The organism is Nostoc sp. UHCC 0870 (genome assembly GCF_022063185.1).
Lineage (GTDB): Bacteria > Cyanobacteriota > Cyanobacteriia > Cyanobacteriales > Nostocaceae > Trichormus.
In genome coordinates this window covers 1,157,693-1,177,697 of sequence record NZ_CP091913.1, presented here as the reverse complement: position 1 = coordinate 1,177,697, position 20,005 = coordinate 1,157,693, and the positions used below count along the sequence as shown (strand labels likewise).

Genomic DNA, 20,005 nt, shown 5'->3' with positions numbered 1-20,005 from the left:
AGGTGACAGGTGATTATTTAAGGAGATTTAACAGTGAGTTTGACTTTAGTAGTAACAATTTTAATTGTAGAAGATTCGCCCAGTGAATTAGAATTGATGAGCCACTATCTTCAAGAAAGTGGTTACAACGTAATTAAGGCTTCTGGGGCAAAAGAAGGCATAGAAAAAGCTTTAGAACAAAAGCCAGATGTGATTGTGACTGATGTAGTTATGCCGGGAATGAGTGGGTTTGAATTATGTCGTTCTCTAAAAAGAAACCCCATTACGGCAAAAGTACCGATAGTTATTTGCAGTTCTAAAAATCAAGCAATTGATCGTTTATGGGCAATGAAACAAGGTGCTAGTGAGTATATAACTAAGCCATACACCCGTGAACTTTTGTTGCGTGCTATTAAATCAGTGGTGATTTAAATCGATGAAAAATAATTCTCAAGCTATCTTGGCGACAAATCAGCATCAAAATAAATTAGGAGATACTTATCTGAAGTTTCAACTAAATCAACAGACATCTGCTATTTTAGCAATGACTCATACACAAGAAGCAGTAATTTTACCTGTTGATACTATAACTCCTATGCCAAATATGCCTGCCTGTATTTTAGGCTTAATGAATTGGCGCAGCCGCATTATTTGGACTGTTGATTTGCCAAGATTACTCAATTTAGAATCCTTAGATAATAGGCTGCGGCAATATAACGTTGTTGTGATTAAGGTGGAATCACTAATTTTAGGATTAGTGGTGCAAGAAATTAAAGGCATAACTAAATTTATGCCAGATGAAATTCATTCTCCTATAGGTCAGGTAGCATCTAGTTTAGTTCCTTATTTACAGGGTTGCGTGGCACAACAAGAAGAAGTGTTTTTAGTATTAGATGCCCAGGCGATTGTTAATTCAGCAGTTTTGTATAAATAGCGGTTAGTTGCTATAAATCAAAAATTGGTTTGTGTTCTCTTTAAATAGTTAGGAAAATTAATTTATGTTTCATAAAACTGACATGGCTAATAGTGGAGATTCTCAAAATAATCAACCATTTATTGTCAATCAAAAAAATACAACTAGTATAGTTAAACTGCCAAATGTGATTAATCCTCAAACAAGTCGTAATTCTTTAGAGAATTTAGTTAATTATGTGCAACGATTGAGTTTGAGAACAAAAGGGGTAATTTTAGCGATCGCACTTGGGACTCTACCTGTATTTACTATCGGCGCGATCGCCTATAATCTCTTTAATAAATCCATTACCCAGCAAGTCACCAACGCGCAACAAACCCAAGCCACGGGTTTAGCTAATACAGTTAACCGATATATTTTAGAACGTTATCACGATATTCAAACTCTCGCTAAATTACCATTTCTGACTAATTCTAGGGTGAGGAACATCACCACTGATACAGAAAAGCAAGCACTGCTTAATCAAATTCTCCAGATTAATCAAAACTATGACAGCATAGCTGTATTTGATATTGAAGGTAAGGTAATTCTCCAATCTACAGGTGAACCCTTAGATACGGAAAGATATCAGAATTATTTTCAAACAACTCTACAAAGAAATACTCCGGTTATTAGTCAACCGGAAACAACAAATATTTACATAGCTGCACCAGTTAAAGATACAGTCACCGATGAAACAATTGCTGTAGTTCGCGTGCGGATGCCGATAAAATCTTTAGAAGCAGCGATGAAAAATTACGTCGCTAATGGGCATACATACAGTTTACTTGACCCGTCAGGCAAAGTATTTCTCAGTCCAGATAAGGAATTATTAGGTAAACAAATAAAAACAGCTTATCCTGATTTATCGCCACTTCTAGCTTATCAAAAAACCGATAGTTTAATCACAGATGGAAAACTTTATAGTTACGTACCATCACCACGACTAGAAGGTTTACCTAACCTCAACTGGCAAGTTTTATTAACCACAAATGCAGACATTTTGTGGCAGCCCCAAAGACAATTATTGTGGACAATAGCCATTGGCACAGTGATCACAGCTGGTCTTGTAGGTGCGATCGCAGTTTGGTTAGCCAAGCGTACCACACAGCAACTCTACAAAGCGAATGCCGCCTTAACAAAGCTGAGTCATGGGGAATTCAACACCCGTGTAGAAGTGACCACCGCCGACGAATTAGGACTTTTAGCAGCCAATGTTAACCAAGTAGGAGAACATTTGCAGATTTTATCCAAGCAAAAGACAGTTATAGCCCACAACTTTAGTAGCGAAGGGCAAGAAGCACTACAAATACAACTCTTAGAACTGCTGAGTAATGTAGAAGGTGCAGCTAGAGGTGACTTGACAGTCCGCGCCGACGTGACAGCAGGCGAAATAGGCACTGTTGCCGACTTTTTCAACTCTATTGTCGAAAACCTCCGGGATATTGTCACCCAAGTTAAACAAGCTGCTAGTCAATTAAATACAGCCATTGGTTCTAATGAAGGCGCAATTCACCAACTAGCAGAAGCAGCCCTGACTCAAGCAGAACAAATCAACCGTACTCTTGATGCTGTTGACAACATGACTTATTCCATGCAGGCTGTAGCCGCCAGCGCAGAACAGGCTGCAATTGTGGCTAACCACGCAGCCAACACCGCCACCAAAAGCGGACAAGCAATGGATTTAACAGTACAGAACATCCTATCTTTGCGGGAAACCGTCGGTGAAACATCCCGGAAAGTTAGACGCTTAGGGGAATCTTCGCAACAAATTTCTCGTGTAGTCTCCATCATTAACCAAATCGCCACCCAAACCAACTTACTAGCAATTAATGCCGGTATTGAAGCCGCCCGTGCTGGGGAAGAAGGCCAAGGTTTTGCTGTCGTCGCTGAAGAAATCGGCGAATTAGCCGCCAGAAGTGCCTCAGCCACCCAAGAAATTGAATATATTGTAGAGAACATCCAACGGGAAACCAGCGAAGTAGTCAAAGCAATGGAAATTGGCACTACTCAAGTAGGAGAAGGTACGCAAATTGTCGAAGAAGCCAAGCAAAGCCTGAGCCAAATTTTAGATGTATCGCAGCAAATTGACTTTTTAATTAAGTCAATTTCTACAGCTACTGCATCCCAGGTACAAACATCACAAAGAGTCAGCCAACTAATGCAAGATGTTGCGGCTGTGTCACAACGCACCAGCGATTCTTCTCATTTAGTTGCCCAATCTCTGCAACAAACCGTAGAAATTTCCCACCAGTTACAAGAAACCGTTGGGACTTTTAAAGTGAGTTAGACGGTAGAGGGGGTAGGGAGCAGGGAGCAGGGGGCAGGGGAAAAAATCTAATGCCCAATCTTAATTACGAATTACGAATTAATATAATTATGTCAAAAGATAAAGAATTAGAAATCCAGATGCAATTTCTGGAAGAAGCAACAGATTACATTAATACCCTCGAAGTGGTGTTATTAGAAATTGATATTTATCACCGGATTGATTTAGATAAAATCAATGGAGCTTTAAGGGCTGCTCACTCGATTAAAGGGGGCGCAGCGATGATGGGTTTTCGGGCTTTGAGTGATTTAGCCCATCGTTTAGAAGATTCTTTTAAAGTTTTAAAAACTAGTAAAAATTCCTTAGCAATTGACACCCAATTACAAAGTTCTCTACTTACTGCTGTAGATTGGTTGCGGCAAATTGTGGCATTACTAGCAGAAGGAAATACTATAGAAGAACAGTGGTTAACAACTTTTTGTTATCCTGTTTTTGATGAATTACACGATCGCCTGGGCGACCCTACCCCAGAAGATGCCGCTACCATCTTATCTACAGATGAGGGGCAAGATATTATTCCCCTGCTGTTTGAAACTGAAGTAGATGAATATTTACAGCGTCTGCAATCACTTTTAGCCGAACAATCCCAGCCAGGCTTGCAGTCAGAAGTCGCAACTATGGCGGTAGAATTAGGCGGGTTGGGGGAAATGTTGCAACTCACCGCTTTTACCCAGCTTTGTGAATCTATTAAATATCATATAGAAAACGCATCAGGTCATCGCATCTGGTCAATTGCCCAATTAGCCTTAAAAGCATGGCGGCGATCGCAAGCTTTGGTCTTAACTCATCAACGAGATAATTTACCTACAACCCTAGATTTAGATGAGTTAGCATCAGCACCTCAGCCAGCCGAAATCCCACCCCCAATTTATACAAATATTGATGAAGTTCCAGAATATGACACCCCAGCCACAGAATTTATTAATGCTGGGTTAGCTTACAACAATGAAAATATTAATCATGAACTAACAACAGTTGATTTTGCCGAAATAAACACAATATTTGCTGAAAAAGCAGAAACAGTCCCCAGTCGCCAGTCGCCAGTCCCCAGTCCCCAATCCCCAAGCGACAAAGACCGCGAACATCAACAAGAAAATTCAGTCCGAGTTCCTAGCAAGCAATTAGAAAAAATCAATGATTTATTTGGAGAATTAATTGTCCAGCGTAACGGACTAAATTCCCAACTAGAAAAACTACGTAAACTAGTGCGTAATTTAAATCAGCGCGTGCGGACTCTAGAGCGAGAAAATCAGGAGTTGCGGACAGCATATAATCAAACATCTGCCAGGAATTTTATCTCTGTTAGTCAGTCCTTAGCCCAGAATGAAGAAAATCCCCATACTGAATTAAACTTGCGATCGCAAGTCGTCATGGAAACCATTGTCCAAGTGCAAGAAGTTGCCACAGATATTCAACTCAGCGTTGACGACACAGACCAAATTACCCGCAAACTCAATAAAACATCAAAACAATTACAAACCAAACTCAACCACATCCGAATGCGTCCCATCTCGGATTTAGTGGAACGTTTCCCCAGAGCCATCCGCGACTTAAATGTTGAATACGGTAAAAATGTCCAGCTACACGTCAGAGGCGGCGATACCTTAATCGAACGCAGCATTTTAGAAGCATTAAATGATCCTTTAATGCACCTTTTAAGAAACGCCTTCGATCATGGTATCGAAGAACCAACCACCCGCCGCGCCGTGGGTAAACCAGAACAAGGATTAATTGAAATTACCGCCACTCACCAAAGTAATCGCACCATCATTACCATGCGTGATGATGGTCGAGGTATTCCTGTAGAGAAAATTCGCACCCGCGCTATGGGGATGGGAATAGATGAAGCTTTACTTGTTCACGCTACCGACGAAGAACTATTATCACTCATCTTTGAACCAGGGTTCAGCACCTCCGACCAAGTTACAGCCTTATCTGGTCGCGGTGTGGGGATGGACGTAGTTCGTAACAACCTTAAATTAGTGCGTGGCGATATCAAAGTTGATACAGAAGCAGGCGTTGGTACAACTTTTACCTTATCTGTGCCATTTACCCTATCTATGGCGCGAGTGCTGTTAGTAGAAAGCAATAAAATGCTCTTGGCATTTCCTACCGATGTCGTAGCCGAACTGTTTTTACTGCAAACCGAGCAAATTATCTCCACCTCCGGTAGTGAAGTCATCAACTGGCAAGGGTCTACACTGCCATTAATTCGCCTAGGTAACTATCTAGAGTTTAACTGCCCACGCTACGATAGCCCAGAACTAGAAACACCCCCCGCCATTAATGCTACTAGTGTGTTAATCATCCCAGGAAATCAACCAGTCGCCATCGAAGTAGATAGGTGCTGGGGTGAGCAAGAAGTTGCGATTCGCCAAGTTGAGGGCAATATACCCCTACCCACAGGTTTTAGTAACTGCACAATTTTGGGTGATGGGCGGGTAGTATCTTTAGTTAATACCAATGAGTTGCTGTATTGGATTGCCAATGATCAGCGTACCCCCAAAAACCATCAATTACCATCAGCTAGGTTAAAAACACCATTTCTGTTTTTTAATAGTGGTAAAACACCAGCACCCGCTATTCAGTCGAAAGGTACAATTTTAATCATTGATGACTCCATTAATGTCCGCCGTTTCTTAGCACTCACCCTAGAAAAAGGAGGGTATCAAGTAGAGCAAGCCAAAGACGGTCAAGATGCTTGGGAAAAGTTAACTGATGGTTTACAAGTCCAAGGTGTGATTTGTGATATTGAAATGCCCCGTCTTGATGGTTATGGTTTCTTAGATAAAATTAACTCTAGCACCACAACTAAACATATCCCCGTAATGATGTTGACATCTCGTAGTAGTGATAAGCACCGACAATTAGCTATGCAATTGGGGGCGAGAGCTTATTTTTCTAAACCTTACAACGAGCAAGAATTACTCCGCACGTTAGAGGAAATTATTGCTCAGGTTGCAGAACAATTAACTTCTAGTTGAAATTAAAATAGCAATCATAAATCAAATAGGAGTGCTATGGCGGTTATCGCTTTAGTGAGGTACAAGAACCCCACCCCCAACCCCCTCCCCGCAAGCAGGGAGGAGGCTATAATATACCTCATGTGATTAGGAAATGCTATATATATTTCAGAAAAACGTCACCCAAAATACATTTTTTTTTATTAATTTGATATAAAATTATCCCCAACACAGTTGGTCATTCTTGAGTCTGGCTTGAAACTAATAAAAGGTATGAGTAAAAATGTCAGAACAATCAGATTTTCTCTCTAACCTCTCTGACTTTCTATATCCCCGTAGTTGTTATTATGGTCAATTCAAGCCAGAGTATTTAGTGTTTAACGCCAATCTTCAAGAGTTTGCTCAACGGGTGAGTTATATCAGTAATTTGCAGACTAATGGTAAAATGTCACCCCAAGAGGCTTACCATGAAATTAAAATTCTTTGGAAACAGTTAAAAGCAGCGAAAAAGCAACTCGAAGTTGGCTTGATGGATGATGTTTCTAGTTCGTAATTCTTCATTCGTCATGACGAGGTTCATCTGGAGATGAATTAAGCGACGCGATCGCCTCCGCAGATAGTTGCACTCAGGCGGGGTACGATACCATCATCATGAACAGTGATCAAATCGGCTCTTTTGCCTATCTCTAGACTACCGCGATCGCTAAATACATTAATGGCTTTAGCTGGGTTACTAGTAAATAATTCCATAGCTTGGTAAATAGGCTTGCCAGTCTTATGGGCGATAATCCAGATGGATTGCAATAGACTTTGAGGAACGTAATCAGAAGAAATCACATCCACTAAATTATGTAACACCAGTTCCATTGCGGAAACATTACCAGAGTGAGAACCACCCAAGACTAAATTAGGCGCACCCATCAAAACTTGTAACCCTAAGCTGTGTGCTGCTTTAGCTGCTTCTAAGGTAGTGGGGAACTCAGCTAAGACTACTCCATCTTGCACTGCTTCTTGGACGTGTTCTACAGTAGCATCATCATGACTAGCTAAAGAAATACCTTGAGTTTTGGCAAGTTCTACTAAAGCTGTACGATTTTTTTGAGCATATATTTCTTGTTTTTGCTGACGAATCAAAATAAACTCGTCAATTTGGTCAGCCGTCACACCGTGTTTACCCATGTAATATTCTTTAAACTTGTCCAACCTGATAAACTGGCGTTGGCCAGGGGTGTGATCCATCAATGAAATCATTGACAACAGAGGATGATTTGTATACTGTGCTGTAATTTCATACACCTGTTCATAAGCCAGTTCACAGCGTAAATGCAGGCGATGTTCCACACAAAAGCGTCCGGCTGCTTGTCCTTGGGAGATGACATCAATCATCGGCGCATAGTTAGATAAGCGAGGAGAACCAGCTGCTACATCCCCAATTGCGATCGCATCACAGACTGTTGTGACTCCCGCGCTGGCTAAATCTCGGTCATGATAAACGGCTGCGGCTGCTAAAGGCCAGCGAATACCCGGACGGGGAGACATACAGCGTTCGAGATTATCGGTGTGTAACTCAATCAATCCTGGTAAAAGATAATCTCCCTCACCATTTTGACCCTGACTCACAATCCCTGGTTGAATATCAGCAATCAATCCATCTCGTACTAACAAAGTACCCAGAATTTCTTGATCTGGTAGTTGCAGACGATAGTTAGTATAAATTTGCTCGCTCATAATAATTCGTAATTTTTCAATCTATCACCTGTCACCTGTTAAAAATTAATTCACGGTTACAGAGTTGCGATCGCACTTCTTCATCATGAAAAATTCCAATTAATGAACAACCTTGATTTTTTCGCTCTTGTAATAGTTCAATAACTATTTGACGATTGGTAGCATCTAGGGCTGATGTTGGTTCATCTAGTAGCAAAATTGGATAATCAACTGCTAATGCACGAGTAATATTTACCCGTTGTTTTTCGCCTCCAGAAAAGGTAGTGGGGGAAATATTCCATAGTCTTTCTGAGAGGTTGAGACGACGAAATAAGTCTTTAACTTTGTTATAGGCAACATCTATATTTACGCCTAATTCCAACAGTGGTTCGGCGGCAACGTCTAAGGCTGGTACTCTGGGAATGACTCTTAAAAACTGGCTGACGTATCCTATAGTTTTTTGTCGCACTGCTAAAATTTCGTGGGGCGCGAGTTGACATAAATCAAGCCAAGATTCCTCATGCTTTACCCAAACTGAACCACTATCAACGCGATAATTAGCATATAAACAACGCATAAATGTAGATTTACCAGTACCAGATTCTCCAGAAAGAGCGATACATTCTCCAGCATTAACTGTCAAAGATATTGCTTCTAAAACTGATAGCTGTATTCCTCCTTGTTGATGCAGAGTAAAAGTTTTTCGTAAGTTTTCCACTTGCAAAAGTGCTTGGTTAGGAAAGTGTACTAGTTGATGGTTAAGAGTTAATGATTGCATGGTTAAAGGTTAGGTGACAGGTGATAGGTGATAGGTGACAGGTGACAGAGGAGAAAAAATAATAAAACCCCTCTCCAAACCTTTCCCCTACAAGGAGAGAGGCTTTAAATCTTGCTCCCCTTCCCTTGTAGGGAAGGGGTTGGGGGTTAGGTTAGAGAGAAAGTTGCACACGGCGTTAACTAATAACTCAACACTCAACACTCAATACTTAGCACTCAGCACTCAGCACTCAGCACTCACAACTCATCATGGTGTTAAAGCTGCGCTGACTAATAGTTGGGTGTATGGATGTTGTGGATCATCAAGCACTTGATCAGTTAAACCTGATTCCACTACTTGTCCTTGTTGCATGACTATTAATCTGTGTGCTAGTAGCCTCACTACGCCGATATCGTGGGTGACTATGATGACACTGAGATTAAAATTGCGGACAAGCGATCGCAATAAATCCAATAACCTGGCTTGTACTGAGACATCTAACCCACCTGTTGGTTCGTCCATCAAAATCAACCGAGGACGCGTTACTAACACACGGGCGAGTTGTAATCTTTGTTGCATCCCTCCCGAAAATTGGATTGGCAGATTATCTATCCGTGCTGGGTCAATTTCTACTTGTTGTAGCCAGTGGGCGGCTTCATCCCGAATATTGCCGTAGTGCCGCACCCCAATATCTAGAAGGCGTTCACCGATATTTGCTCCCGCACTCACCCGCATTCGCAAACCATCACGGGGATTTTGTTGGACAAAACCCCACTCTGTTCGCATTAATAAACGTCGTTTAGCTTCCGCAAGTTGAAAAACTTCTATGTCTTCATCACTACGATTATTATAAGTAACATTACCTTGATCAACAGTAATGTGATTAGCAATAGAACTCAGCAAAGTAGACTTACCCGAACCGGATTCTCCCACAATGCCAAGAACTTGTCCAGGATAAAGATTAAACGAAATGCGATCGCAAGCTTTAATTGCACCGTAAGATTTACTCAATTGGTGAACCTGTAAAAGAGGCTTCATCGGCTGTAAATTTTAAATTTTGAATTATTACAAAAATCTGTATCAGAGCAAATCCACATTCGCCCACCTTGGTCGTCAATGACTACCTCATCTAAATAGCTTTCTGTAGAACCGCATAACTCGCAGGCTTTATCCCATTTTTCGACGGTGAAGGGATGATCTTCAAAGTCGAGGCTTCTGACTTTGGTGTAGGGTGGAATTGCATATATGCGTTTTTCTCTCCCTGCACCAAATAATTGCAAGGCTGGACTCATATTCATTTTGGGGTTATCAAAGCGCGGGATGGGACTGGGACTCATCAAATAACGGTCATGCACCATTACCGGATAGTCGTAGGATGTGGCAATGTGTCCATGAGTGGTGATGTCTTCGTAAAGCTTGACGTACATAGCCCCATATTCTTCTAAGGCGTGCATTTTGCCTGTCTCTACAGATGATGGTTCTAGCCAGCGCAAGGGTTCGGGAATTGGTACTTGGTAAACTAGAATTTGTCCTTCCTGTAATGGTGTTTCAGGTATGCGATGGCGAGTCTGAATTAAAGTTGCTTCCTGTGTGCGTTCTGTTGTCTTGACTCCACAAACTTTTTTGAAAAAGCGACGAATATTTACAGCGTTTGTAGTGTCGTCTGCACCTTGGTCAATGACTTTCAAGACATCAGTTTGACCAATTACAGCAGCCGTCACCTGAATCCCACCAGTACCCCAGCCGTAAGACATAGGCATTTCTCTGGAAGAAAAGGGAACTTGATGTCCTGGAATCGCTACGGCTTTGAGTAAGGCGCGGCGAATGGAACGCTTTGTTTGCTCGTCTAGGTAGGCGAAGTTAAAGCCTGTTTCTGGGGATTGGGGCGAAATATTCATTTCGATTGCGATATGGAAGAGAATCTGGTGCGGTGCGTTAGCCTGCGGCTTAACACACTCTACTGGCGTGGCAAGGCTAAAATAGTACATTAAATGTAGGTTGGGTTAAGCGGAGCGCAACCCAACATTGATCTCGGAAACTCAATATAGATGTTGGTGTTGGGTTTCCTTACGTCAACCCAACCTACAATTTTTTTGCAACATTTAAGGCTTGCTACGCCACTACTGGCTAGGGATTAGGGATATTAAGGAGGCGGTCATAAATTGGATGAAGTGATTTAAATCAGGTGTTGGTAGATTTGGGATTTTAGCTTTATCGTCAAAAATCCTTAACTGCACTGCATCTTGGGCGTAGGGTTGCTCAATGAATTGCTCTGCTTGTTCTGGGGAAAATATACCTCCTTGTAGTTCTAAGCTGCGTTTGGATGCGGCTGAGAGACTATCCCAATATTCAGGAATGACTGAGCAAAGATAGCGTTTGGCTGTGACATGAAGCCTAATTGGTTCTGTGACTGCTGGACTGAACATCTTTCGTAGTAATGGTATGGCTCGATGTTCATGTTGATCATCTATACCTTTGGTCGCTGGATTATCACCCAAGTCATGAATTAAATGTCCTAAATCATGGAGTAGACAAGCCGTAATCAATTCATGGCTTTGACCTGATTTTTCAGCGAGGCTAGCACATTGCAAGGCGTGTTCTAGCTGGCTGACGGCTTCTGCACCATACAATTGAGAACCTTTTTCGGTGAATAGGTTAATAATGCTTTCGATAGTAGGTTTCATTGTTGGGGATTGGGAAAAGTCTAGAGAATTTGATAGTGAGCGACTTCTTGTCCGGCTACATATACAGATGAAATCGCAGTAATCGCCGATGGTAACGAATTATCAGGAGATATCAATAGGAAATCAGCGTCTAAACCTGGAGCGATTTTACCTTTGCGATCGCTAATTCCGGCTGCTTCTGCTGGTCGGCTGGAAACTAATGACCATGCTTGTTCAAAGGACATTAAGCCTAATTCTTGAAGTTTGAAGGGGGCGTAAAACAAGGAAGGGTAATGATAATCTGAGCAGAGACAATCGATAACGTTATGTTTCACCGCCTCAGCTACACTCATCAAACCTAAGTGAGAACCACCACGCACTAAGTTAGGCGCACCCATGAGGACTGCTGCACCATATTCACGAGATTGAGCAGCTAAGTCTACAGTCGCCGGAAATTCTGCGATCGCTACTCGCCGTTGCTGACTAAGTGCGACCTTTTCAGAGCTATCATCATCATGAGAAGCCAGAGGAATACTGTATGTATGGGCTAAATCCACCAGTTCTTTGATTTGTGGATCTCCTTCATGTCGTCGTGCTGTGACTTGATTGATTAACTCTTCAATCTCCTCTATAGACATAGATGATCTTTGCTTCACACTATTGAGATAGCGGCTCAATCTCTTTTCATTCCCTGGGGGTGGTAAGTGATCGTTGATAGACAAAAGATGCACGCGACCGGATACCATCCAATCACACAACTCTTGATGTTCTGCTATATTTGCCTCTTCATGTCTAATATGAATACGATGATTGCAATTTAAAACTTGTTTACCCGTCCCTAAGATGAACTCAATTAAAGCACGGGCAGAATCACGGCTGCGTAACCCTGGTTCATAAGAGTCAGTGATTGAGCAATAAAAAGTAGTGATACCAGATGCTAAGAGATTACGGTCATTATCGGCGATCGCTATTGGTAAAGGAAAATTAACTCCCGGACGAGGACAAATCATCCTCTCAAAAGCATCACCATGTAAATCAATAATTCCTGGTAACATCTGGAGTCCTTGAGCATTCACCAAATGAAATCCATCAGGACTAATTACCTGATCAATCTTAATAAATTGCCCATCCTCAATTAAAACCGTAGCATCCTCAACCCAACCATCAGGAGTTAATACACTTACTCCTTGAATAGCAATTTTTGTATTAGTCAGGTTTGACAATATTTGAATATTTTGTGTTGTTGTCACTTACTTACACCATCTAAATTTCTAAATTACGAATTACGTTAGCGTAGCGGGGCGCAGCCCATTACGAATTACGAATTGTTCTGCTGCTGTCGAATTTTTCGCACCAAATTTAACTCAGATTGAAAGTCTATGTAGTGTGGAAGTTTGAGATGTTGGACAAAACCTTGGGCTTCCACATTGTCGGAGTGGGAAAGTACAAACTCCACACTTTGGGCTGGGCCTTCAACAGTTTCCCCTAATTCCTCCGCTCGCATTGCTCTATCTACTAACGCCATCGACATGGCTTTACGTTCGTTGTAACCGAAGGTAAGTCCATAGCCACGGGTAAACTGAGCAGGTAATTCTTTACTACCTTTAAACTGATTAACCATTTGCACTTCAGTAACGGTAATATCTGCGATCGCAATTTCAAATCCCAATTCTTCTGGACAAATCACCACCTCAACCTCCCCCATGCGAATCTCACCCGCAAAAGGATGGTTTCTGCCGTAACCTCGTTGTGTAGAATACGCCAGAGACAGCAGAAAACCCTCATCTGCACGCACTAGATTTTGCAGTCTCGCATCCCGTCCAGCAGGAAAAGTCAATGGTTGGCGAGTTAAATCAAAGGGTTGGGGACTGTTGATAGTTGACTGTTGACTGTTGACTGTTGACTGGGGATTATTGAAAAATTCTTCCCCTGCCCCCTGCCCCCTGCCCCCTGCCCCTCTGCTCCCCTGCTCTTCTGCTTGCATCAATCCTTCACGATCTAAAGTGTCAATTACACGGGGAACTGGTTCTGTAATTGCTTCTGCTTCTGGTGCTGTAGGAACTTGTCCTTCTGCTATCAACTTAAAGTCTAGTAGGCGGTGGATGTAGTCGAAGGTAGTCCCTAACCTTTGCCCTCCTGGTACATCTTTAAAGATGGCAGAAATGCGGCGTTGAATTTGCATTTTGCTGGTGTCTAAGGGCTGGCTGTAGTAAAAGCGGGGTAGTGTTGTCCGATAGGCGCGTAATAAGAAAATCGCTTCGACTAAATCACCCCAAGATTGTTTAATAGCCAGGGCTGCTAATTCTCGGTCATATAAACTACCCTCACACATCACCCTTTCTACTGCTAGGGTCAGTTGTTGTTCAATCTGGTCTAGACTCAATTCAGGAATAGCAGGATCACCTCTGCGTCGGTTTTGCAGCAGTGCTTCTGCATTTTGAATTGCCTGTTCCCCACCTTTGACTGCAACGTATGGCATGATTTTTAATTCGTAATTCGTAATTCGTAATTCGTAATTCGTAATACTCGCAAAGCGAGAAGCAAGCTACGTAATTTTTGATTTAGAAAGTTAACGCGATGTGCAACTTATTTTTGAACCCCCTCTCCATAGAGCGAAGCTCTTCTCGTAGAGTACCTTTCCCCTGCAAGGAGAGAGGCTTTAAATCTTGCTCCCCTTCCCTTGTAGGGAAGGGGTTGGGGGTTAGGTTTGAGAGAAATTTGCACACGGCGTAAGTTAGGCTTTAATCGGGTTTTTAGGTTTCCATTATTTATTTTTTATTTCCACAATTTTTGCTTTACTGACTTGGTTGGATTACGCATTTAAAACTCCAGCCGTGCTGCTCGAAGCCTAGTGATTGATAGAATTGATGGGCAGAATCGCGTTTTAAATTGGAAGAGAGTGTGACTTTATAACATCCAGCCTCAGCACTGATTTGCAACGCGGTTTTTACCATTTGGCTACCAATCCCCTGTCCCCGCATTTGAGCAATGACTGTCACTGCGTCTAAAACTGCAAATTTGTGATAACCTCGGTGCATCATTGTCGGCACATAAAGAAGGCTAAAAGTACCTACAGGTTGCTGATTTAAACAAGTAATATAAATGTGGTAGTTAGGAACTTGTGCGATTTCTGTCAGGATTTTTTCTGCGCGATCGCTTGGTAAAACTGACTCATCATCCATGTCAGCATAAAGCTCATTTAATACAGGCCAATCATCACGGCTAGCAATACGAATATCAAGATTCATGGTATATCTCTGGCTTTGCTGTGCGTGGTAGTCCCATTACTGAATTTTCTGTAAATAAAAATATATCTAAACCTTGTGGATACAGTTGGTGATTTTGCATCCAGAAGTCCCAAAAATCAAGGGAAAGCGTAGGAGCGATCGCTTGCTGCTCTAAAATTCCTGCACCTGTTAACAAAACAGATTGACCCATTTCAAAACTTTCTACCTGTACCAATAGAGTTGTCGAGGCTTCTGGTTTTTCTGCTGTCCCCCAGTTAAAAATAGATAACTCTGGCAACGCTGTTAAATCTTGAATTAAGGCAAAGTCAGCTTCCTCTGGATACTGCGTAAAGCGACAGCCAGAATGGAACAACAACCAAGCCCTAACCTCAGTGTCAAAACTCGGCTGTAGCCATACAACAACATCCAAATCCAGCAACGTCAAACAAGCAGCCCCACAAGCAGGCGTTAAACCTAAAGGTACACTCATTTCAGCATTTATCTGATAAGCTGTCCCCGGTCGAGCATTAGCATCTAACAACGCCCGAAACGTCTGTTGGGCATCATGGATTGGGTCTTGTAAGCCAGGTAAATGTGTAACTATATTTGACATTAATCAATAATCCAATTTTTGAATTTTGAAGAATTGCGAATTGCGAATTACGAATTATGAATTGCGAATTACGAATTACGAATTACGAATTGATTCACCCTTCCCCCCTCACCATCGTGAAGAAATTGACCTGAGTGGCGGCTGCTTGACGCTGCTTGAGTTCCTGCTGCTTTTGGTATTCTGCTTGCAAGGGTTGAATGATTTCAGCCTGAATTTGATCGTGCCAATTTGGGATTTGTAATAACGCATCACAAACAGCAGCTAGTTCTGCATGACGGTGCGATCGCCCGGCGATATAACCAAATCCAGGTATTGCTTCTTCTCCTTGGCTCTCTAACTGCACAACACAGCGAGTCATGGTTATTTCTCCCAAGTTAAATGCTTGTCCCGTACCCCCAGCGCGTCCCCGCACCATTGCTAGACCAATCTCTGGGGAACGTAAAAAGCTATATTTGGGCAAATTGCCTAATTTATTTACCAGTTTTTCTAATAGCTCTAACTCGGCTTTCGCTAATGTTGCCATCCATGCTTGTCGCTGCATCACAGTAGGCATAAGTCAGTTTGTAGTATTTTGTTTTAAACTATTCTTAACTTGTCTAGACATCTAGATGAGAGTAGATTAACGCAATTTTGACAAGTTGACAATCTAATATTGATACAGGAAAGAAATAATGCCTATTTATGCCCAGATTGCTGACCAACTGAGACAACACATTCATCAAGGGATGTATCAGATTGGGGAACAACTACCAACCGAAAGCAAGTTAGCGGAACAGTTTGCAGTGAATCGCCATACTCTCAGACAGGCGATCGCTCTCCTCAAAAATGAAGGATTGTTACGAGTTGACAGGGGACGCGGTACTTTTGTAGCGGCTAAAACCATCCGCTATGCTATTGGTAAGCGTGTGCGTTACAACCAAACGCTGAAAGCGCAGGGTTGGCAAGCGAGGTTTCAACTATTACGTGTTTTAGAAGTACCTGCCGATGATGCTGTTGCTCAAGGATTAGAGATTGCTTACGGTGAGCCGGTAGCGTTAATTGAGCGTTTAGGTTTAGCGGATGAAGAACCCATTAGTGTAGGTACTGGATATTTTCCCCTGAAGCGATTCCCAGATTTCTTAGAGCCGAAAAATATCAAGATTTTGCAAGCACAGCAATCAATATCTCAGTTTTTACAACAGATATATGGATGTGACCATATACGCCGTAGTACCTGCGTTTCTGCTCGTCTAGTCCAGCCTCATGATGCAAAGTGGCTACAACTACCCCTCAATCAACCCATCTTGTTAGCCGAATCAGTCAACGTTGATCAAGCCGGTCACGTGATTGAATATGGTGTAACGCGACTGCGAGGCGATCGCATGGAGTTATTTTTTGAAAATGACTGATCGCCTATCCCCTCAGAAAATTCTCCAACATAAGTAATTCTGATTACACTTATTCACTATTTTTGTCAATCTCTATTGACTTTTTGTAACAATATTGTTAAATTAGTTTACATAAAGTAACAAATACAGGAAAACATTATGTACACAACCATTAACGAAGCAGGCGTTTTAAATAACTACGCTAATGAACCCAAAATGTACTACGCTACCTACCCCAACAAAGAGCAACAACGTCAATATGCTTTGCAGGGTGCGTTTGCTACATTGCTTGTCACAACTCTAGTTTTGGTTGCATTGGGTATTAGCTAATATTTTTAGGTTTCTGTATCGGTATCATTCATCGTCATTTGAACTTCTCCCCTTTACCCCGGTTAGTTTCGCCGGGGTTTTTTATTGGGATTGAGACGAGGGTGCAACGCAGAGAGAAACCCTAAACTAACCACTCTCTAACTTTTGCAGAGAGTAAATCAATAGTGCCAGTAGTAATAACCAAAATTATGAGAATTGCACAGACTTTTTGATATTCAAATGAACCAAAACTCTGATACAGTGAAACCCCAATACCACCAGCACCAACAATTCCTAACACCGAAGCAGAACGCACATTTGACTCAAATCGGTAGAGAGTGAAAGAAGTCCACAAAGGCATAACTTGGGGAATCACTCCATAAATAACTTCTTGAATCTGACTTGCACCAGTGGCTCTAATTCCTTCTACGGGGCCTGGTTCAATTGATTCTACAGCTTCTGAGAACAGCTTACCCAGAACACCAGTAGTATGCACAAATAAGGCCAAAACTCCAGCAAACGGCCCTAACCCTACAGCAACTACAAATATCAGTGCAAAGACAATTTCGTTAATAGCACGCATAGCATCTAAGAGGCGGCGTGTTGGTTGTACAACCCATACAGGACACATATTATTAGATGCTAGGATGGATAGAGGAACAGCTGCGATCGCTGCCATTAAAGTTCCCCAAATTCCCATTGATATAGTAATCAGCGTTTCTGAGAAATAATAATTCCAATCGTTAAAGTCTGGGGGAAAATATGAACGTATATATTCCACCATGTTGTCCCCCCGTTGCAGAAGTACGGGGAAATCTAACTCACTTTGATTATAGGCAACAATTAATACAGCAGCAATCACTAAAAGAAACAAAACTTTTTGGATACTTACAAGCTTTGCTTCTTTCTCTAACATTGCTACTACGTTAGGAGATGCGTTAGTAATTATTTGATGTTGCGATCGCACTTTGTTCTACCTATAAATGTAATGTTATGGAATTTTTTTGAGTTGCTGATTGAGTTCGGCTATTTTTTGTTGTTTTTCTTGTTCACTAAGATTTTCTTTAGATTGAGTCTCTTGGATTTTTTTAGCAATCTCTAGTTCTCGAATTGTATGCCAATTTTTATCTTCAGCCTGTACAAAACCAGCAATTTTAAATGGGGCTAAAACTTTAGCATCTTTGTAGTTATAGAAAAAGTTTTGCAACTTCTTTTTGATATCTGCTGGTAAGTCCTGACGATAAACAATTGGATCACTAGGAATTAGAGGAGATTTCCAAATAATTTCAATCTTCTGTCTAGCTGTAGGATTGGTACTTTCTAGACGACGTAATGCTTCATTGCTGACAGTAGCTACATCTATTTGTTTATTAGCTACGGCCAGAGCGCAAGCTTCATGACTACCAGCAAAGATTAGGCGTTTAAATGCTTTTTTGGGGTCAACATTATTTTTAGTAAAGATATAGTAACTAGGAACTAAAAAACCAGAGGTAGAATTAGGATCATTAAAAGCAAAGGTAAGATTAGCTGCATTTTTGATCACATATTTATCGCCACCTGCTGCTATAGCTTCAGCAGCAATAGGATTATCTTTATTAGCAATTAAATGAGAGTAGTAGCCTCTAGTACCATCTGCACTCACAACCTGAGCAAAGGCTTCTGCATCAGCAACTTTTGCTGCTTCAATATAAGATTTACCACCTAACCAAGCTGCTTGCACTTTACCAAAGCGCATGGCTTCTATGACTGCTGCATACTGTGTAACATAGAAAGGTTTAATAGGAATGCCAATTTCTTGAGACATAGCCGCAGCGAAAGGTTCCCAAATCGGTTTTTGATTAGCTTGAGATTCTGTAGATAGAACACCAAAGTTAATTTCTTTAATTGCTGCGGTACTATTATCAGCATTAGAACTACAAGCTGCAAGTATTTTGGCACTTGCCAAAGTTACAGTAAACAAAGAAGCCTGTTGAATAAATAATCTTCTTTCCATGATGAGTTACTCAGTTAATTAGGTTTTTGAGGCTAACGTATTTAAACATCCAGGATTTGTCTTCTAGCACAATTATTTTGTAGTATTAGTGATGTTGAAATCGGCGCAAATTATACGAGTAGTTCGCCATGTCCTCGCATCACCAGTTCTTCTGCTGCTGCACCGTAAATTTCATTGAGTTTTTTATCATCTAGTTCTACCGTTGCACCATCAAACATCACTTCGCCATCTCTGAGTGCGATCGCTCGATCAAAGTAATTACGCACCATTTGAATCTGATGTAAGGAAGCCACTACAGTAATTCCGCTTTGGCTATTTAGCTGCACGAGTAACTCCATGACTTTACGCGCCGACTCAGGATCTAGGGACGCAATGGGTTCATCAGCAAGCAATATTTTCGCTCCTTGGACTAAACAACGGGCGATCGCTACCCGTTGCTGTTGACCTCCAGACAGCTTAGATGCGCGGTTATAAGCGTGTTCTAGAATCCCTACTTGCTCTAGTGCAGCCAGAGCTTGGGTTTTTTCTTCTTTGGTGAATAAATGTAATGTTGAGCGTAAAATAGACAACCTTGCTAAGTTACCAACAAGAACATTTTCAATAACTGTTAGCCGATTGACTAAATTGAACTGTTGGAAGATACAGCCTATCTGGCTTCGTAAAAACCTAATTTTAGAGTGTAATTTTCCCTTGCTTTGTAGAACAGTGCCAAAAATAAAAACTGTGCCTGCATCTCCAATATGTAAGCCATTGATATGGCGCAAAAGGGTAGATTTACCTGAGCCAGATGCACCTATAAGGGCAACCATTTCTCCCTCATTAATTGTGCAGCATACACTTTTGACTGCTGTCTTACCTTTGAATCTCTTAGAAAGATTATTAATTTCGATAGCCACTGTACTTGCCATTTTTTGACATATTAATGTCTATCATTAACATTAATATTCCTTGGTTAATAAATGATTAACCCAAGGATAATTTATGATTTAGTTACTTAATTATCAGTCTAATGAATGAGCCAATTATAAAAATACATAAATAAAATGGAGGGTTTGTACCCTCTGTTTTTTGCTGCATATTTTGGTTAATATTTAATTAACCAAAGACTAATTTTTGATAAAACTGTTAATCTAGTTTCACAAGCTA

The 20,005-nt window shown here is 41.4% G+C and carries 20 protein-coding genes; 7 read left to right on the top strand and 13 right to left on the bottom strand.

All coding sequences use genetic code 11. The annotated features are described in order from the left end of the window. Positions 1 to 33: 33 nt before the first annotated feature. From L6494_RS05240 to L6494_RS05220, 5 genes are all read left to right on the top strand, one after another. Positions 34 to 411 carry a response regulator gene (locus L6494_RS05240; RefSeq protein ID WP_237991895.1) on the top strand — a complete coding sequence of 126 codons (378 nt, stop codon included), beginning with the start codon at positions 34 to 36 and terminating at the stop codon, positions 409 to 411. Positions 412 to 415: 4 nt separating this feature from the next. Next, complete coding sequence (locus L6494_RS05235) at positions 416 to 913, top strand: chemotaxis protein CheW (protein WP_237991884.1); 498 nt, start codon at positions 416 to 418, stop codon at positions 911 to 913. 64 nt (positions 914 to 977) lie between these two features. Then, on the top strand, positions 978 to 3,221 hold the full coding sequence (locus L6494_RS05230) for a methyl-accepting chemotaxis protein (protein ID WP_237991882.1): 2,244 nt from the start codon (positions 978 to 980) through the stop codon (positions 3,219 to 3,221). An 89-nt stretch (positions 3,222 to 3,310) separates the two neighbouring features. After that, positions 3,311 to 6,244 (top strand): hybrid sensor histidine kinase/response regulator, encoded by a 2,934-nt coding sequence (locus tag L6494_RS05225; protein ID WP_237995831.1) that lies wholly within the window; start codon positions 3,311 to 3,313, stop codon positions 6,242 to 6,244. 262 nt (positions 6,245 to 6,506) lie between these two features. Beyond that, a complete protein-coding gene (locus L6494_RS05220) occupies positions 6,507 to 6,776 on the top strand; it encodes a DUF7219 family protein (protein ID WP_237991873.1) in 270 nt (89 codons plus the stop codon). A gap of 38 nt (positions 6,777 to 6,814) precedes the next feature. Here L6494_RS05220 and phnM read toward each other — a convergent pair whose 3' ends face one another. The 10 genes from phnM to phnG form a co-directional block, all read right to left on the bottom strand. Next, positions 6,815 to 7,951, bottom strand: coding sequence for a phosphonate metabolism protein PhnM (gene phnM / locus L6494_RS05215; protein ID WP_237991870.1), 1,137 nt, complete (start codon positions 7,949 to 7,951; stop codon positions 6,815 to 6,817). Between the two features lie 31 nt (positions 7,952 to 7,982). Further along, a complete protein-coding gene (gene phnL, locus L6494_RS05210) occupies positions 7,983 to 8,708 on the bottom strand; it encodes a phosphonate C-P lyase system protein PhnL (protein ID WP_237991868.1) in 726 nt (241 codons plus the stop codon). A gap of 246 nt (positions 8,709 to 8,954) precedes the next feature. Continuing rightward, positions 8,955 to 9,725, bottom strand: a complete 771-nt coding sequence (phnK, locus tag L6494_RS05205) for a phosphonate C-P lyase system protein PhnK (RefSeq protein WP_237991858.1) — start codon at positions 9,723 to 9,725, stop codon at positions 8,955 to 8,957. Further along, entirely contained in the window at positions 9,722 to 10,585 is an 864-nt protein-coding gene (locus L6494_RS05200) for an alpha-D-ribose 1-methylphosphonate 5-phosphate C-P-lyase PhnJ (RefSeq protein ID WP_237991848.1), read from the bottom strand. The genes phnK and L6494_RS05200 overlap by 4 nt, the downstream gene beginning before the upstream one ends. A 222-nt stretch (positions 10,586 to 10,807) precedes the next feature. After that, the gene (locus L6494_RS05195) at positions 10,808 to 11,371 is read right to left on the bottom strand and encodes a phosphonate degradation HD-domain oxygenase (RefSeq protein WP_237991845.1); all 564 of its coding nucleotides are present in this window, start codon (positions 11,369 to 11,371) and stop codon (positions 10,808 to 10,810) included. 20 nt (positions 11,372 to 11,391) lie between these two features. Beyond that, complete coding sequence (locus L6494_RS05190; protein ID WP_237991836.1) at positions 11,392 to 12,600, bottom strand: alpha-D-ribose 1-methylphosphonate 5-triphosphate diphosphatase; 1,209 nt, start codon at positions 12,598 to 12,600, stop codon at positions 11,392 to 11,394. Positions 12,601 to 12,668: 68 nt separating this feature from the next. Next, the gene (locus L6494_RS05185) at positions 12,669 to 13,829 is read right to left on the bottom strand and encodes a carbon-phosphorus lyase complex subunit PhnI (RefSeq protein ID WP_237991834.1); all 1,161 of its coding nucleotides are present in this window, start codon (positions 13,827 to 13,829) and stop codon (positions 12,669 to 12,671) included. 316 nt (positions 13,830 to 14,145) lie between these two features. Then, entirely contained in the window at positions 14,146 to 14,598 is a 453-nt protein-coding gene (locus L6494_RS05180) for a GNAT family N-acetyltransferase (protein ID WP_237991825.1), read from the bottom strand. Further along, positions 14,588 to 15,190 carry a phosphonate C-P lyase system protein PhnH gene (phnH, locus tag L6494_RS05175; protein ID WP_237991823.1) on the bottom strand — a complete coding sequence of 201 codons (603 nt, stop codon included), beginning with the start codon at positions 15,188 to 15,190 and terminating at the stop codon, positions 14,588 to 14,590. The genes L6494_RS05180 and phnH overlap by 11 nt, the downstream gene beginning before the upstream one ends. A gap of 94 nt (positions 15,191 to 15,284) precedes the next feature. Then, entirely contained in the window at positions 15,285 to 15,743 is a 459-nt protein-coding gene (phnG, locus tag L6494_RS05170) for a phosphonate C-P lyase system protein PhnG (protein ID WP_237991814.1), read from the bottom strand. Positions 15,744 to 15,861: 118 nt separating this feature from the next. Here phnG and phnF point away from each other — a divergent pair, with 118 nt between their 5' ends. Together phnF and psb34 are read left to right on the top strand one after the other, a co-directional pair. Continuing rightward, a complete protein-coding gene (gene phnF, locus L6494_RS05165; protein ID WP_237991803.1) occupies positions 15,862 to 16,578 on the top strand; it encodes a phosphonate metabolism transcriptional regulator PhnF in 717 nt (238 codons plus the stop codon). Between the two features lie 138 nt (positions 16,579 to 16,716). Further along, positions 16,717 to 16,887 (top strand): photosystem II assembly protein Psb34, encoded by a 171-nt coding sequence (gene psb34, locus L6494_RS05160; protein WP_237991801.1) that lies wholly within the window; start codon positions 16,717 to 16,719, stop codon positions 16,885 to 16,887. 121 nt (positions 16,888 to 17,008) lie between these two features. On the opposite strand, the gene phnE is transcribed toward psb34, so the two are convergent. From phnE to phnC, 3 genes are all read right to left on the bottom strand, one after another. After that, positions 17,009 to 17,782, bottom strand: coding sequence for a phosphonate ABC transporter, permease protein PhnE (gene phnE / locus L6494_RS05155; protein ID WP_237995829.1), 774 nt, complete (start codon positions 17,780 to 17,782; stop codon positions 17,009 to 17,011). Between the two features lie 75 nt (positions 17,783 to 17,857). Then, positions 17,858 to 18,859, bottom strand: a complete 1,002-nt coding sequence (gene phnD / locus L6494_RS05150) for a phosphonate ABC transporter substrate-binding protein (RefSeq protein ID WP_237991790.1) — start codon at positions 18,857 to 18,859, stop codon at positions 17,858 to 17,860. Positions 18,860 to 18,969: 110 nt separating this feature from the next. After that, a complete protein-coding gene (gene phnC, locus L6494_RS05145; protein ID WP_237991781.1) occupies positions 18,970 to 19,767 on the bottom strand; it encodes a phosphonate ABC transporter ATP-binding protein in 798 nt (265 codons plus the stop codon). Positions 19,768 to 20,005: the final 238 nt, after the last annotated feature.

What these genes read in the sequence shown, in the direction of transcription:
- psb34 (WP_237991801.1), top strand. Translation starts at nt 16,717, where the DNA reads ATGTACACAACCATTAACGAAGCAGGCGTTTTAAATAACTACGCTAAT.
- phnG (WP_237991814.1), bottom strand. Translation starts at nt 15,743, where the DNA reads ATGCCTACTGTGATGCAGCGACAAGCATGGATGGCAACATTAGCGAAA.
- L6494_RS05220 (WP_237991873.1), top strand. Translation starts at nt 6,507, where the DNA reads ATGTCAGAACAATCAGATTTTCTCTCTAACCTCTCTGACTTTCTATAT.
- phnE (WP_237995829.1), bottom strand. Translation starts at nt 17,782, where the DNA reads ATGTTAGAGAAAGAAGCAAAGCTTGTAAGTATCCAAAAAGTTTTGTTT.
- L6494_RS05225 (WP_237995831.1), top strand. Translation starts at nt 3,311, where the DNA reads ATGTCAAAAGATAAAGAATTAGAAATCCAGATGCAATTTCTGGAAGAA.
- L6494_RS05180 (WP_237991825.1), bottom strand. Translation starts at nt 14,598, where the DNA reads ATGAATCTTGATATTCGTATTGCTAGCCGTGATGATTGGCCTGTATTA.
- phnC (WP_237991781.1), bottom strand. Translation starts at nt 19,767, where the DNA reads ATGGCAAGTACAGTGGCTATCGAAATTAATAATCTTTCTAAGAGATTC.
- L6494_RS05200 (WP_237991848.1), bottom strand. Translation starts at nt 10,585, where the DNA reads ATGAATATTTCGCCCCAATCCCCAGAAACAGGCTTTAACTTCGCCTAC.
- L6494_RS05195 (WP_237991845.1), bottom strand. Translation starts at nt 11,371, where the DNA reads ATGAAACCTACTATCGAAAGCATTATTAACCTATTCACCGAAAAAGGT.
- phnM (WP_237991870.1), bottom strand. Translation starts at nt 7,951, where the DNA reads ATGAGCGAGCAAATTTATACTAACTATCGTCTGCAACTACCAGATCAA.
- phnH (WP_237991823.1), bottom strand. Translation starts at nt 15,190, where the DNA reads ATGTCAAATATAGTTACACATTTACCTGGCTTACAAGACCCAATCCAT.
- L6494_RS05230 (WP_237991882.1), top strand. Translation starts at nt 978, where the DNA reads ATGTTTCATAAAACTGACATGGCTAATAGTGGAGATTCTCAAAATAAT.
- phnF (WP_237991803.1), top strand. Translation starts at nt 15,862, where the DNA reads ATGCCTATTTATGCCCAGATTGCTGACCAACTGAGACAACACATTCAT.
- phnD (WP_237991790.1), bottom strand. Translation starts at nt 18,859, where the DNA reads ATGGAAAGAAGATTATTTATTCAACAGGCTTCTTTGTTTACTGTAACT.
- phnL (WP_237991868.1), bottom strand. Translation starts at nt 8,708, where the DNA reads ATGCAATCATTAACTCTTAACCATCAACTAGTACACTTTCCTAACCAA.
- phnK (WP_237991858.1), bottom strand. Translation starts at nt 9,725, where the DNA reads ATGAAGCCTCTTTTACAGGTTCACCAATTGAGTAAATCTTACGGTGCA.
- L6494_RS05185 (WP_237991834.1), bottom strand. Translation starts at nt 13,829, where the DNA reads ATGCCATACGTTGCAGTCAAAGGTGGGGAACAGGCAATTCAAAATGCA.
- L6494_RS05235 (WP_237991884.1), top strand. Translation starts at nt 416, where the DNA reads ATGAAAAATAATTCTCAAGCTATCTTGGCGACAAATCAGCATCAAAAT.